Here is a 13,717-nt window from a genome sequence, read left to right as displayed (position 1 = left end):
CAACGGCCGGTGAACAACAGATTTCTTGGCAGTCCACCTGGCAACGCTGTCATCACCCATTTGTGCTAGCGTCCCGCCATGTCCTCAGCTCGCAGCGCGGCCACGATGGCCGATGTCGCGGATCGGGCGGGGGTGTCGGTCTCCACCGTCTCGCGCACCCTGCGCGGCCTGCCGACCGTCTCGGACGCCACCCGCGCCCGGGTCGAGGCGGCCGCCCGTGACCTGTCCTTCGCCATCACCCGCAGCGCCTCCAGCCTCGTCACCGGCCGTACGGGGCGGGTCGCGGTCCTGCTGCCGGACCTGGAGTCGTGGTTCCTGGGCGCGGCTCTGTCCGGGATGGCCCCCGCCCTGCGCGACGCGGGCCTGGACCTGCTGCTCTACAGCGTCACCGACGTCCACGAACGCGCCGACTTCTTCGACCGGCTGCCCGCCCGCCGCAACGCCGACGCCCTGCTGGTGGTGAGCTTCGCCCTCTCCCCCGCCGAACGCGCCCGCCTCGACGACCTCGGCATGCCGCTGGTCTTCGTCAGCCAGCACGCCGCCGGGTGCCCGAGCGTCTACGTGGACGACCAGGACGCGGCCCTGCGCGGCACCCGCCACCTGCTCAACCTCGGGCACCGCCGGATCGGGTTCCTCCAGACCTCCGACGAGACGGGCTTCGCCTGGAGCAGCAAGGACCGCCTGGCCGGCCATCTGCGCGCCCTCGCCGAGGCGGGCGTGGAGCACGACGAGGCGCTGGTCCTGAGCGTGCCCGACTGGAAGGGCGGCGGCCTGGCCGCGGCCGTGGGCGGGCTGCTGAGCCTCCAGGCCCCGCCGACCGCCCTGTTCGCCGAGACCGACGACCTGGCGTTCCGCCTGCTGACGACGTTGCGCGCGGCCAACGTCCCGGTACCGGGCCGGATGTCGGTGCTGGGCTTCGACGACCACGTCATGGCCGGGCCGCTGGGCCTGACGACCCTGGCCCAGCCCGCTGCGGAGATCGGCCGCGCCGCCGTACGGCTGGCCCGCGCGGTGATCGACGGCTCCGAGACCGACCAGGGCCGTCACATCGTCCTGCCCACCGAACTCGTCCTGCGGAGCAGCACCGGGCCGCCGGGGGTGGGGAGTTGAGCCGGTGGCTGTGCGGGCCGGGACAGCAACTGTGGGGCTGGTTCTGCTGAACCCGGCAGGGACGTCCGGGTGGAACGCCCGGGAGACGCCCGGGAGGAACACCCGGGAACGGAAGCCCCCGCATTCAGGTCAGGGCGTATCCCGTACGACTCCGGCCACCACCGCGGCCACGGCCTTGCGGACGGCCTCGGGCTCCGGCGGGGCGGCCTTCCGGTCGGCGAAGAGCAGGTGCCCGGCGCCGACCAGTGTGGGGGCGAGCGTGTCGATGTCGGCGTCCGCCGCGATCCGCCCCCGTTCCTGCTCGGCGGCCAGGTAGGCGGCGATCGCGGCCGTGGCCTCGGTGAGCAGCGGGAGGCCGGCCGGCGTGGTCCGGCGCAGCCGTGCGCGCAGTTCGTCGCGCGAGCTGACGAGGCCGACGACCGCCACGGCCACCGACTCGAACAGCTCCGTCAGCGCGTCGGCGAGATGACCGGCGACGGCGCCCGTCCCGGCCGCGGCACGCAGGGCGGCCGCCCAGCCGTGGGTCCGGGCGATGCGGTCCTCCACCAGAGCGGCGAGGAAGGCGTCGAAGTCCTCGAAGTGCCGGTGCAGTACGCCCTTGGCGCAGCCCGCTTCCGTGGTCACCGCCCGGCTGGTGAGCGCGCTCGGCCCGTCCCGCAGCAGGACGCGCTCGGCGGCGCCGAACAGCTGCTCACGTACGTCTCGGATGGCCACCCCAGTCGGCACGGGCCCTTCCCCTCTCTCGTCCGCACCACTCGCCCCGTTGACGAGTGGGCACTCGCCCACTCATAGTGGGCGCATGCCCACTTTACCTCCGGAGCATCCCTCGGCCCCTGACACCGCACCCCACCGGCACCGGCAGGTGGCCGAGTCGTACGGCACCGACGCCGAACGCTACGACCGCGCCCGCCCCCGCTACCCGCAGGCCTTGGTCGACCGCGTGGTCGCCGCCCTGCCCCGTACGGCCGCCGCCGGCACCGCCGTTCTCGACGTCGGCTGCGGAACGGGCATCCTGGCCCGGCAGTTCGCGGCGGCCGGCTGCGACGTACTCGGCGTCGACACCGACGCGCGCATGACCGGTCCGGCACGGCGGCTCGGGCTCGAAGCCGAAGTGGCTGCCTTCGAGACCTGGGATCCGGCCGGCCGGACCTTCGACGCCGTCGTCTCCGGGCAGGCCTGGCACTGGGTGGATCCGGCGGCAGGGGCGGGCAAAGCGGCCCGAGTACTGCGCCCCGGCGGCCTGCTGGCGACGATCTGGAACGCGGCCCAGCCCACCCCCGAACTGGCGGCGGCCTTCGCAGCGGTCTACCGCAGCCTGCTGCCCGACTCGCTCGCCGCCCGCCAATGGACGACACCGACGACCGGAGACGCGTACGCAGCCCTGTGCGATCAGGCAGCACACGGCATACGCGCGACAGGCGGCGCCTTCGACGCTCCGGAGCGGTGGCGCTTCGACTGGGAGCACACGTACACACGAGACGCCTGGCTGGACCAGGTGCCCACCACCGGCGACCACACCCGGCTCCCCCCGGCCCAGCTGGAGGAGCTGCTGTCCGGCATCGGCGCCGCCATCGACGCGATGGGCGGCAGCTTCACGCTGCGGTACGCCACGGTGGCGGTGGTCGCGAGACGGACGGACACCGCCTGAACCGGCACAGCCCGCACCCGCGCAGCCGCCCGCCACTCACCCGGGCAACCGCGCTGCCACCTCCCGCGGTGCCCTCAGGAGGCTTCGGCGCGAAAGGCCGATCGGTAGGACTGCGGCGTGACACCGACGACGCGTTTGAACCGTTCCCGGAAAGCGGTGGGCGAGCCGAAACCCGCCTGGGCCGCGATGCGTTCGACACCGTACGCAGTGGTCTCCAGCAGGAACTGCGCACGCCGCACCCGGGCCCGCAGCAGCCACTGCAACGGTGTGGTGCCCGTCTGCTCCCGGAAGCGGCGGCTGAACGTCCGCTCGCTCAGCCCACAGCGCGCGGCCATCTCCGCGAGGGTCACGTCCTGGGCGAGGTGGTCCTCGATCCACGTCAGCACCGGCTCCAGCAGGGAGCCCTGGGGCACGGGCGGCCGGGCGTTCACGATGAACTGCGCCTGGCCGCCCTCGCGTTCCAGCGGCATGACCGACAGCCGGGCCGAGTCGGCCGCGACCGCCGAACCGAAGTCCCGCCGGATGATGTGCAGGCACAGGTCCATGCCGGCGGCGGCTCCGGCCGAGGTCAGGATCTGTCCGTTGTCCACGTAGAGCACGTCCGGCTGTACGTCGACGAGCGGGAACCTCTCGGCCAGCACGTCGGCCGCGATCCAATGCGTGGTCGCGCGCAGTCCGTCCAGCAGCCCTGCGGCGGCGAGGGTGAACACGCCCGTGCAGATGGAGACGATGCGGGTGCCGGCGGCCGCTGCCGCGCGCAAGGCGTCGCACACCTCCGCACTCGGCGGGGCGGCTTCCTCGGTACAGCCCGGCACGACGACCGTGTCCGCGTCCCGCAGCGCCTCCAGGCCGTGCGGCGCGACGAGCGTGAAGGTCTCGGTGATCACCTGGGGCTGTGGTGCGCAGACCCGCACCTGGTACGGGCGGCGCTCGTCCGCCAGCCGCGCCCGCCCGAACACCTCGACCGGGGTCGCCAAGTCCCCCGCCACCACGTGGTCCAGCGCCAGTACCGCCACCGTATGCATGCGGGACACGGTAAGCGAGAACCCGCCGCGCCGAAAGAGCCAGGTCAGATAGCCATGGCCGGATGCTTCGCAGTAGGACACGGGTGGCGGGAACCCGTTGGAAATTGTCATTTCAGCCCCTGGGGCTCGACGCGTGGCCTGCCTAGCCTGACGCTGCACGATCCCGGCGGCGGTGCGGGAGCACGCCGCCCTCCCCGAGCGGAAGAAGGAAACACCCTGTCATGCCTGTCGACGAAGCCACTTCGGCCCCGGCTGCCACCACTCCCCCTGCCCTGCGGCACGCGCAGTCCGGAGCCGGCCGGTGACGAAGTTCCTCCTCGCCGTGCACGTCCTGGCCGCGATCATCGCCATCGGTCCGGTGACCGTGGCGGCCAGCATGTTCCCCGCGGCGGTACGCCGGGCCCAGGCGTCCGGACCGGACGCCGCCGCGCTCTCCGGCGTCCGGCTGCTGCACCGCATCTGCCGTGTCTACGCCGTCATCGGCCTGGCCGTACCGGTCTTCGGCTTCGCGACCGCCCGCAGCCTCGGCGTCCTCGGTGACGCGTGGCTGATCACGTCCATCATCCTCACCGCCGCCGCGGCCGGCATCCTCGCGCTGCTCGTCCTCCCGGGCCAGGAGGCGCTGCTCGGCCGGCTCGACGGCGCCGGATCCCCGGTGGAGCGCGGCGCCACCGCCCGGCTGGCGATGCTCACCGGCGTCTTCAACCTGCTCTGGGCCGTGGTGACCGTCCTCATGATCATCCGTCCCGGCTCGACCACGGGGGCGTGACCGTGCGCCGCGACCGACAGCCGCTCCGTACCGCCGCCACCGTCGAACTCGTCTCACTGGTCATCCTGCTGGCCAACCTGGTGACCGCCCACCTGCCCGCCGTCTCCTCCCTGGCCGGCCCCCTGCACGGCTGCGCCTACCTCTTCACCGTCATCGCCACCGCCCGCGATCCGCGCCGCTCCCCCGCGGCCGTCGCCCTGTCCCTGCTCCCGGGCGTCGGCGGGCTCCTGGCTCTACGGAGCCTGACACGGGCCACGGAGCGGGGCGGCCGGTCGGCTGAGGCCGGCTGAGACACGTACCGGCGGCTCCCTTTCCCTTTACCTCTTCTCCCACCTCCGCATCCGAAGGGAACGCTGCACCATGTCCGTGGTCATGCCGATCCTGATAGCCCTGATCGCCATCGTCTGCATGTCCCTGATCCCCGAACCGCACCGACGCCGCGTCAACGCGCTGGGCATCGCCGGTGCGGGCGCCGCCTACATCAGCGGTGGCGGCCTCGGCCCGTGGGAGTTCGTGCTCCCGGTCGCCCTCTGGTATCTCGCCTACCGGGGGCTCGACAACTGGACGTTCATCGGCATCGGCTGGCTCGCCCACACCGCCTGGGACGTCCTGCACCATCTCCAGGGCAGCCCCATCATCCCGCTCGCCGAGTACTCCTCCTTCGGCTGCGCGGTCTGCGACCCCGTACTGGCCCTGTGGTGCTTCGCGGGCGGACCGTCGGTCGTCGACCGGATGCGTACGCGCTCTGCCGCACGCACCCCGCACGCCTGACGATCCGCCCGGAGTCGCGCACGGTCATGGACGAGCACGCGTCGGAGCACCCGACACGGCCGGGCTCACTTGGCCCGGAGGAGGTACAGCGTGCCGAATCCGCTGGTGGTGCAGACGATGGTGGTCGAGGTCTGGGTCCAGGTGAAACCCGCCGGAACGGTGCAGGCCCACAGGCCCGTCTTGGGCTTCACCACGTGATAGAGCACGCCGGTGGAGCAGGTCGTGGTGCGCGAGACGTGGTTGTAGGTGTAGCCGCGGGGAACCGTGCAGGAGTAGTAGGCGGCGTCAGACGCGCCCTTCGGAGCCGGGGCTTCGGCCGCTGTGGCCGCTGCCGGAGTGGTGCCCAGCATGACGGCCGCAGTGCCCAAGCCGAGCAGTAAGGGCCGCAGTTTCGGTCGCACCATGAGATTGCCCTTCTGAGGGGTGGTCCACGGGGCAGAACCAGCGGCTGGGTCCGGCCGGGTGCTGCCCCGTGCCCCGGCCCGCCGCGGAACGTACGGCGGAAGCTTCACAGCACAGCCGTAGCCGGACAAGCACTCTCCGTGCGGCTTCGCTCCGGAACCAGTGGGTCCGCAGGCCGCCGGGACACCGGGGCGGACTTACGCGCGGACCGTACCGGCACTGCGTGCATTGACCAGTCCGCTCTGCAGGACCCGCGCTCGGGTACGGGTCTCCGTCACCTCCGTGGCTCTGCTCGGTGCCCGGCGCGGCGCAGGCGTACGAGGTGTCACATCGTGCCGCAGGCGGTCAAGTTTCGGTGGCGTCGAACTGTGATGGGTTCCTGGTCACGCGCCGAGCCCCCCGGGGCCCTCCGAGCGTACGAAGGACCGGTCGGGCTCTCCGACTCCGAAGGCGGGACGGGTTCTCGGCTCTCGCGGCCACAGCCGTCATGCGGGCAGCGTTCACCGGATCCGAAGAGCGCGAGCAGCCGTTCCTCGGTTCATCGGCGTGGCCGCCATGGGCACATGACCGGCCATCGGCCTGCACGTCAGCCCGCTCGGTACGACCGCTCAGGCCGGCGAGGACGCGGCGCGCAGCACGGCGATCACCTCGTCGTCACCGACCTGGCCGAAGTCGTCGTACCACTCGCCGACCGCCCGGAAGTGGTCCGGCTGGTGCAGGACGAACACCCGGTCGGCCTCCTCGGACAGGTCCGTGACGGCGCTGCGGGAGCCGACCGGTGCGGCGAGTGCCAGGTGCGCGGGCTGCCGGCGGCGCAGGTGGCGCAGGGCCGCGAGGGCGGTCAGGCCGGTGGCGAGGCCGTCGTCGACGAGGAGTACGGTGCGCCCGGTGATGCGGGGCTCGGGCCGGCCCTCCCGGTAGAGGTCTTCGCGCCGGTGCAGTTCGGCGCGTTCGCGCGCCACGGAGGGGGCGAGCCGGTCCTCGGCCAGGCCCAGGAACCGCAGGGCCCGGTGGTCGAAGACGGGCTGCTCCTCGGCGACGAGGGCGCCGATGCCCGTCTCGGGCGAGCCGGGTACGCCGATCTTGCGGGCCACCAGCACGTCGAGGGGCGCCCGGAACTCCCGGGCGACCTCCGCGGCCACGGGCACGCCGCCGCGCGGCAGCGCCAGGACGAGCGGGTCGGCCGCACCGTACGGCCAGGCCGCGGCACCGGACGTACCGGGCGCGCCGCCGGACGTACCGGCCGTGCCGCCTGCGTCGTCCGTGGCGTCGGCGGGCGCGCGCAGCCACTCGGCGAGGGCCCGGCCTGCGTGCCGGCGGTCGGTGAAACGCATGGATGCTCCTTGCCCTGGGTGGCTTGCTCGGGAAGACCGCGGGCGGGTCACTGGCCGGTGGGCCAGGTCTCCTCCTCGCCGGTGGCGGGCGGTTCGGGGTGCAGCGGGGTCAGGGCGTGGGTGCGGTCCAGGTACAGGAAGGCGTCGTAACGCTGGGCGAGGGTGGTGGGTACATAATTCGCGTACGCGTCGCGCTCCGGCTGGTAGACGACGCCGATGGCGCGGTGGTCCCGGCGCACACCGGCCCAGCCGGCCGGTGCCGCGGCCTCCGGGTGCAGGCCGGTGCCGCTGTCCCGGGGCGGGAAGACGAACAGGGCCCGTTCCTCGGGCAGGGCCTGGTGGAGCAGTTCCTCCACGCTGCCCGCGCGTGCTTCGGGGACGCGGAGCGTACGGGCCTCCGCTCCCCAGCGGCTGCCCGCGACGACCGTCCCCTGGTACGAGCCGAAGCCGACGAGCACGACACCGTCCGCGGCGTGCCGTTCCCGTACCACCTGGCCGATGTTGATCATCCCGGCCGGGCCCATGGCGGTGGCCCGCGCGTCACCGACGTGCGTGTTGTGGGCCCACACCACCGCTTTCGCGCCCGGACCGTGGTGCGCGGTCAGGCGGTCCAGGGTGTCGGCCATGTGGTGATCGCGGATGTTCCACGACTCGGGCCCGCCGCGGACCATCGCCCGGTAGTAACGTTCCGCGCCGGCCAGCGTCTCGGCGTTCTGCAGCGCGGCGAGCTCCGCCACGGACGAGGTGTCCGCCGGCTGCCGGGCGCGTTCGCGCAGGGCCACCAGGAGGCGGACCACCTCGGGTTCGCACCCGGAGGGCAGCATCCGGGTGGCCAGGGCGTACGTCTGCGGGTCCGGTCCGTACGGTTCGAGGCACCGGTACGCCTCCTCCGCCTGCCGCACCTGGTCCGGGTGGTGCTCACCCAGGTAGGACAGCACCGCCTCCAGCGACTCCCACATGCTGTAGACGTCCAGGCCGTAGAAGCCGACCCGCTCACCGGGCGGCAGGCCGGTGTTGTGCGCGCGCAGCCGGCGGGCGAAGCGTGCCACGTCCGTATTGGCCCACATCCACCGCGGCCAGCGGCGGAACCCTTCCAGCGCCTGCTGCGGGTCCTCGGGCGCGCCGGGCGCCGCGGTCACCGAACAGTGCAGGTCGAGGCAGTCGGGCCAGTCACCCTCGACAGCGACGAAGGCGAACCCCTTCTCCGCGATCAGCCGCTGGGTCAGTTGCGCGCGCCACCAGTAGTACTCCGCGGTGCCGTGCGACGCCTCCCCCAGGAGGACGTAGCGGGCGTCGCCGATCCGTTCCATCAGCGGGTCCAGCGTGGCGGGGTCCGCCAGCGGCAGGGCGGTGGAGAGAACGTGCGTCAGGTCGGAATCCAGCGGTTCAGCGGCGGCCATCGCCGCCTCCGGGAGCGGGCGGCCGGACGGGCCCGGCGGGCGCCGGCGGGTGCAGGAACCATTCGCGTGCCGCTTCCGTCACCTGTTCCAGGGTTCCGGGCTCCTCGAACAGGTGGGACGCGCCGAGCACCACCTCCACCTCGCACGGCGCCTGCATCGCGGCGGCGGCCTCGCGGTTCAGCCGCAACACCTCGGTGTCCAGCTCGCCGACCAGCAACAGCACCGGGGCCCGTACGTGTTCCAGCGCCTCGCCCGCCAGATCGGGCCGGCCGCCCCGGCTCACCACGGACCGGATCCGGGCGGGCCGCCGTTCAGCCGCCACCAGGGCGGCCGCCGCCCCCGTACTGGCGCCGAACAGGTGCAGCGGCAGGTCCCGGGTGGCCGGGTGCTCGCACAGCCAGTCGACCGCCGCGACCAGCCGCTCGGCCAGCAGCGGAATGTCGAAACGGTGCCGCTCGGAGACGGCGTCCTCCTCGGCCTCCTGCGTGGTGAGCAGGTCCGGCAGCAAGGCGGCCAGACCGGAACGGCGCAGCGCGAGGGCGACCGCGCGGTTGCGCGGGCTGCGCCGTGAACTGCCGCTGCCGTGTGCGAAGAGCACCACGGCGCGCGGTGAATCCGGCAGTTCCAGGTCGCTGTCGAGCACCACCCCGCCGGGTGCGGACACCGTCTCGTGCGTCGTCACTGCGTCCTCGCCTCGTTCCATCCTCCGACCGGGCGCCTGCACCGCCGCGCCCCCGCCCGCCGCACCGCACCACGACCGCCCAGGACACACCCTTTCCGGCCCACACCGTACGCGTCCCGCACCGCGGCCGGAGGTACCGCTCCGGTGCGTGTGTCGGAAGATCGCCGCGCTGACCGTGGTGCGAGGGCTTGTGTCAGCAGGCAGGTGTCAGCAGGCGCGCGCCGGCCCCGCGGCCGCTCACGCGGACCGGGCCGGCTTTCCTTGACTGACGGTGTCCAGCAGCAGCTGCGCGGCCACCGCCGCCCCGTCGGTACGGACGGCGCCGGCCACGGCTCGCGCCCGTGCACGGGTTCCGCGTGTCAGGACCGTGGTGAGCGCGGCCGTCAGGGAGGCGAAGGTCGGCGCCGGACCGTCGTGGGCCACGCCGATGCCCAGCTCGGCCACCCGGGCGGCCCAGTACGGCTGGTCCGCGATCAGCGGGACCACCACCTGGGGCGCACCGGCCCGGGCCGCCGTCGTGGTGGTGCCGGCGCCGCCGTGGTGCACGACGGCCGCCACCCGCCGGAACAGTGCCTGCTGGTTGACCTCGCCGACGACGAAGCAGTCGTCGCCGTCGTCGATCGGGGCCAGGTCCGCCCAGCCGCGGGCGAGGAGTACGCGGCGGCCCTGTGCGCGGACCGCTTCGATGGCCACCCGGGCGATGTCCTTCGGGGCGTACGCGGCCATGCTGCCGAAGCCCACGTACACCGGTGGCGCCCCCGCGTCCAGGAACGCCTCCAGCCCGTCCGGCAGCGGGCGGTCGTCGGGCAGGATCCACGGTCCGGTCTGCACGAGGTCGAGGTCCGTCATGCCCTGGGACGGGCACAGCGTCGGGTCCGCCGCCAGCCACGGCCGGCCGGTGAAGACGTGGTCACGGACGTTGTCCACCGGCGGCAGGCCGATGGCCGCCCGCCGGCGGTTCAGCGCCTCGCCGTACAGCGCGTTCACCCTCTGCGCGTCCTGTTCCCACAGCACCCGGTGGTCGGTCTCGTCCCGCGGGGACGGCGTGCCCGGCCGCGCCCCGGGGCGGAAGTGCCGGGACGGCAGGCCGAAGATGTGGAAGCACCCGTACACGTAGCGCAGGCCCAGGCTCTCGGCCACGTCCCGGGCGCCGGCCGGCATCAGACCGGTCGCCAGCAGCACGTCACATCCCTCGGCGGCCGTGGTGAGCGTGTCGAACCGGGCGTCGACCAGCTCGGTGGCGAGCCGGAAGGCGGCCGCCGCCGTCGGCGGCCGCTCGCCGGCCACCACCGAGCGCACGGTCGGGCCGAGCGGCACCAGCGGTACGCCGGCCCGCTCCAGCAGCGCCGCGAACTCCTCGTCCGGCGGCGCGCACATCCGTACCTGCGCGCCGAGTCCGCGCAGTGTCACCGCCAGTCCCGCCAGCGGCTCGACATCTCCGCGCGATCCCACCGTCGTCAGCAGCACTCGCATCTCACGATCCCCGTTTCCGCAGGTCTTCCGGAGGATTTCCGGAGGTTTCCCGGAGGTCTTCCGGCTTTCAGCCGCCGATTCTGCGGGGTGGGAGGGGCCTTGCCGCAAGCCCCCTGGTGCGCTATATGTTAGGAGTGGCGAGGAGTGGGTTCTCCTTGCCTTTGCTTTTTGGCCGACGCCCACCAGCCCAGGGGCGGGCGGCCCGGCGGTCACCGCCCCCATCGATCCTGCTCGTCGGTGCGCCGCGCATAATGCCGACATGACCACCGCCGAAGGCTGGGTGCGGTACTGGCGCGACGGCGACCGCCCCGTGGAGGCCATGCACGCGCACTTCTTCGACCACGTCTATCCGCCGCACAGTCACGACACGTACTCCTTCGGCATCACCGTCGCCGGCGCGCAGAGCTTCCACTGCCGGGGCGGCACCCACACCAGTGGCGCCGGAATGGTGATGGCCTTCAACCCGGACGAGGTGCACGACGGCTGGGCCGCGGCCGACACGGGGTACCTGTACCGCATCGTGCACCTCGGCCCGTCCGTGGTCAGCGACATGATCAGCGACGCCACCGAAGGCCGTTCCGCCGCGCTGCCCCTCTTCACGGCCCCCGTACTGAGCGACCGAGCGCTCACCGACGCCCTCTCCGGGCTGCACGCAGCGCTGACCGGTTCCCCGAATCCGCTCGTACGGGACGAGTGGCTGACCGCCGCCGTGACCGCCATGACGCGCCGCGGCGCGTCCACGACGGCGTCCCCGGTACGGGCCCGGACACCGACCGACCGCGCACGCCGCCAGGCGGCCCGTCGCGCGCGGCAACTGCTCGACGACACCTACCTGGAGCCCCTGACCGCGGAGCAGCTGGCAGCGGCCGCCGGGTGCAGCCGGTTCGCCCTCTACCGGGCCTTTCGCGCCGAGTTCGGCCTGGCGCCGAGCGACTACCAGCGGCAGCTGCGCCTGCGTCACGCGCGTTCGCTGCTCGTCTCCGGCGCCACACCGGCCGACGCGGCCGCGGCCACCGGCTTCGCCGACCAGGCGCACTTCAGCCGCTGGTTCCATCGCGTGTACGGCATCACGCCGGGTACCTTCCGGTATGCCTGACGCCATGACCGCACTGCCGCACCGCCTCCTCCGGGCGCTCGACCGGTTCAACGCCGCGCATCCCTGGGACCACAACGCCCACTTCCACCCATGGATCCTGCGGCAACTGCCCCGGCGTTTCGGCAGCGCCCTGGACGTCGGCTCCGGCAGCGGCGACCTGGCCGCACTTTTGGCCACCCGCGCCGCCACGGTGCACGGCATCGACGCCGACCCGGCGATCACGGCCCGGGCACGGGAGGCGGTCCCTCGGTCGGCCCCCGTGACGTTCACGGTCGCGGACGCGCTCACCGGGATCCCGGGCGACTCGTACGACGTCATCACCTGCGTCGCCGTCCTCCACCACCTGCCGCTCGCCGACGCCCTCACCGTCTTCCGCCGCCACCTGGCCCCCGGCGGCACCCTGGTGATCGTCGGCCTGGCCCGGGAACAGTCCCCGGCGGACCGCTTGCTCGCCGCCGCGTCCGTCCCGCTCAACGTCGCCACCGGCTGGTTCAAGAACAGGGGCCGTACGCGCGAGGGTTGTCCGGACAGGAGCCGTACGGGCAGGGGCCGTGCCGGCGGGAGCTGTGCGGACAGGGACCGTACGGCGCGCCGGCCGGTCGCCATGACCGCCCCGGCCCGCCCGGCGGACCTCCCCTTCTCCGTCGTCCTCCGCGAGGCCCACCGCATCCTGCCCGGCGCCCGCCTGCGCCGTCGGCTGTTCTGGCGCTACACGCTCGTGTGGCGTCACCCTTGAGCCCGTACGAGACGGGAATCCACCCCGGTCTCCCCCTCCCCAGGGCCGCACACCCACGGCGCCATGTCCGGATGTGACAGGTAATCGTCATTGCGGTCACCGCGGCAGCGGGTGAGGATCGGTTCATGCCCACTGCGCACCGTGTCGTCATCGCGGTCTTCCCCGATGTCGATCTCCTCGACGTCACCGGCCCGGCCGAGATCTTCGCGCTGGCCAACCGGGAGACCGGGGGCCGCGCCGGCTACCAGGTGCGTCTCGCCGGGCCGGTCGCGGGGGCGGTCCGGACGTCGGCGGGCGTGCGGCTGTTCACGGACGTGGCCTTCGAGGACGTCGGCGAGCAGGTGGACACCCTGGTGGTGCCGGGCGCGGTCGACATGACGGACGACGGTCCGGTGGCCCGTACCGACCCCGGCGTCGTGGCGTGGGTGAAGGAGACGGCCCCGCACGCCCGGCGGATCGCGTCGGTGTGTGTGGGCGCGCATCTGCTGGCCGCTGCGGGGCTGTTGGGCGGGAAGACGGCGACCACCCACTGGTCGACCTCCGCCCAGCTCGCCGCCGACCACCCGGACGTCACGGTCGACCCGGACCCGATCTTCGTCCGGTCCGACTGCGGCCGCCTGTGGACCGGGGCCGGGATCAGCGCGTGTCTGGATCTCGCGCTGGCCCTGGTGGCGGAGGACCTGGGTGAGCAGACCGCCCTGACGGTGGCCCGGCAGCTGGTGATGTACCTCAAACGGCAAGGCGGGCAGAGCCAGTTCTCCGTACCGCTGAGCCGCCCGGCCGCCGAGCGCCGGGACATCGACGCGCTACGGCTGTGGATCTCCGACCATCTCGACGCGGACCTCTCCGCGCCGGCCCTGGCCGCCCGGATGTGCCTCAGCGAACGGCACTTCGCCCGGGTCTTCAAACAGGAGACGGGCAGCAGTCCCGCCGCGTACGTCGAAGCGGCCCGCGTCGAACTGGCCCGGCGCCTGCTGGAGACCACCGACTGCCCGCTCGACCAGGTCGCGGCCGCCGCCGGGCTCGGCTCGGCGGAGACGTTGCACCGGGCGTTCCGACGGCAGCTCGCCACCACTCCGGCGGCCTACCGCCGTCGCTTTCGGACCCGGGTCGGCTGACCCGACCGTCGTCCCGTTCTCCCGTTCTCCCGTTCTCCCGTTCTCGCGACTCTCTGCCCCTTCCGCTCCGCATTCTTGCCTGCATCTCTTCCCTGGCGCACGGCGAGGCAGCCGACCTCGCCATGCCCTCACGCCCGCAACGACGAAAGGTTC

Annotated in this window: 15 protein-coding genes; 8 read left to right on the top strand and 7 right to left on the bottom strand. The window is 73.3% G+C overall.

The window, feature by feature from the left end; all coding sequences use genetic code 11:
• Positions 1–78: 78 nt before the first annotated feature.
• A complete protein-coding gene (locus AB0L45_RS25870; RefSeq protein WP_365843843.1) occupies positions 79–1,110 on the top strand; it encodes a LacI family DNA-binding transcriptional regulator in 1,032 nt (343 codons plus the stop codon).
• A 129-nt stretch (positions 1,111–1,239) separates the two neighbouring features.
• Here the strand turns inward: AB0L45_RS25870 and AB0L45_RS25865 are convergent, their stop codons facing one another.
• Positions 1,240–1,836, bottom strand: coding sequence for a TetR family transcriptional regulator (locus AB0L45_RS25865; RefSeq protein ID WP_365843841.1), 597 nt, complete (start codon positions 1,834–1,836; stop codon positions 1,240–1,242).
• A gap of 73 nt (positions 1,837–1,909) precedes the next feature.
• Between AB0L45_RS25865 and AB0L45_RS25860 the strand changes: the two genes are divergently transcribed.
• Entirely contained in the window at positions 1,910–2,758 is an 849-nt protein-coding gene (locus AB0L45_RS25860) for a class I SAM-dependent methyltransferase (protein ID WP_365843839.1), read from the top strand.
• Between the two features lie 74 nt (positions 2,759–2,832).
• On the opposite strand, the gene AB0L45_RS25855 is transcribed toward AB0L45_RS25860, so the two are convergent.
• Positions 2,833–3,783: an AraC family transcriptional regulator gene (locus tag AB0L45_RS25855; protein WP_365843837.1), complete on the bottom strand. Its 951-nt coding sequence runs from the start codon at positions 3,781–3,783 to the stop codon at positions 2,833–2,835.
• 301 nt (positions 3,784–4,084) lie between these two features.
• Between AB0L45_RS25855 and AB0L45_RS25850 the strand changes: the two genes are divergently transcribed.
• The 3 genes from AB0L45_RS25850 (at position 4,085) to AB0L45_RS25840 (ending at position 5,323) form a co-directional block, all read left to right on the top strand.
• Positions 4,085–4,552, top strand: coding sequence for a DUF2269 family protein (locus AB0L45_RS25850; protein WP_365843835.1), 468 nt, complete (start codon positions 4,085–4,087; stop codon positions 4,550–4,552).
• A complete protein-coding gene (locus AB0L45_RS25845; protein ID WP_365843833.1) occupies positions 4,549–4,842 on the top strand; it encodes a DUF3817 domain-containing protein in 294 nt (97 codons plus the stop codon). The genes AB0L45_RS25850 and AB0L45_RS25845 overlap by 4 nt, the downstream gene beginning before the upstream one ends.
• Before the next feature lie 70 nt (positions 4,843–4,912).
• Positions 4,913–5,323 (top strand): DUF6010 family protein, encoded by a 411-nt coding sequence (locus AB0L45_RS25840; RefSeq protein ID WP_365843831.1) that lies wholly within the window; start codon positions 4,913–4,915, stop codon positions 5,321–5,323.
• A gap of 65 nt (positions 5,324–5,388) precedes the next feature.
• Here AB0L45_RS25840 and AB0L45_RS25835 read toward each other — a convergent pair whose 3' ends face one another.
• The 5 genes from AB0L45_RS25835 to AB0L45_RS25815 form a co-directional block, all read right to left on the bottom strand.
• The gene (locus AB0L45_RS25835; protein WP_365843829.1) at positions 5,389–5,727 is read right to left on the bottom strand and encodes a hypothetical protein; all 339 of its coding nucleotides are present in this window, start codon (positions 5,725–5,727) and stop codon (positions 5,389–5,391) included.
• Between the two features lie 606 nt (positions 5,728–6,333).
• Positions 6,334–7,059: a phosphoribosyltransferase family protein gene (locus AB0L45_RS25830; RefSeq protein ID WP_365843827.1), complete on the bottom strand. Its 726-nt coding sequence runs from the start codon at positions 7,057–7,059 to the stop codon at positions 6,334–6,336.
• A gap of 47 nt (positions 7,060–7,106) precedes the next feature.
• Positions 7,107–8,459 carry an erythromycin esterase family protein gene (locus tag AB0L45_RS25825; RefSeq protein WP_365843825.1) on the bottom strand — a complete coding sequence of 451 codons (1,353 nt, stop codon included), beginning with the start codon at positions 8,457–8,459 and terminating at the stop codon, positions 7,107–7,109.
• Positions 8,446–9,141: an alpha/beta family hydrolase gene (locus AB0L45_RS25820; RefSeq protein WP_365843823.1), complete on the bottom strand. Its 696-nt coding sequence runs from the start codon at positions 9,139–9,141 to the stop codon at positions 8,446–8,448. Before AB0L45_RS25820 ends, AB0L45_RS25825 begins: the two co-directional genes overlap by 14 nt.
• 237 nt (positions 9,142–9,378) lie before the next feature.
• Positions 9,379–10,614, bottom strand: a complete 1,236-nt coding sequence (locus AB0L45_RS25815) for a glycosyltransferase (RefSeq protein ID WP_365843822.1) — start codon at positions 10,612–10,614, stop codon at positions 9,379–9,381.
• A 259-nt stretch (positions 10,615–10,873) separates the two neighbouring features.
• Between AB0L45_RS25815 and AB0L45_RS25810 the strand changes: the two genes are divergently transcribed.
• The 3 genes from AB0L45_RS25810 to AB0L45_RS25800 all read left to right on the top strand — a co-directional run bounded on the left by AB0L45_RS25810 (position 10,874) and on the right by AB0L45_RS25800 (position 13,564).
• A complete protein-coding gene (locus AB0L45_RS25810) occupies positions 10,874–11,710 on the top strand; it encodes an AraC family transcriptional regulator (RefSeq protein ID WP_365843820.1) in 837 nt (278 codons plus the stop codon).
• 4 nt (positions 11,711–11,714) lie between these two features.
• Positions 11,715–12,446 carry a class I SAM-dependent methyltransferase gene (locus AB0L45_RS25805; protein WP_365843818.1) on the top strand — a complete coding sequence of 244 codons (732 nt, stop codon included), beginning with the start codon at positions 11,715–11,717 and terminating at the stop codon, positions 12,444–12,446.
• A gap of 125 nt (positions 12,447–12,571) precedes the next feature.
• The gene (locus tag AB0L45_RS25800) at positions 12,572–13,564 is read left to right on the top strand and encodes a helix-turn-helix domain-containing protein (RefSeq protein WP_365843816.1); all 993 of its coding nucleotides are present in this window, start codon (positions 12,572–12,574) and stop codon (positions 13,562–13,564) included.
• The last annotated feature ends 153 nt before the right edge of the window (positions 13,565–13,717 follow it).

The organism is Streptomyces sp. NPDC052496, assembly GCF_040679095.1.
Classification (GTDB): Bacteria; Actinomycetota; Actinomycetes; order Streptomycetales; family Streptomycetaceae; genus Streptomyces.
Note: the sequence above shows the minus strand (reverse complement) of the source record. Positions and strands in the feature narration are given on the sequence as shown.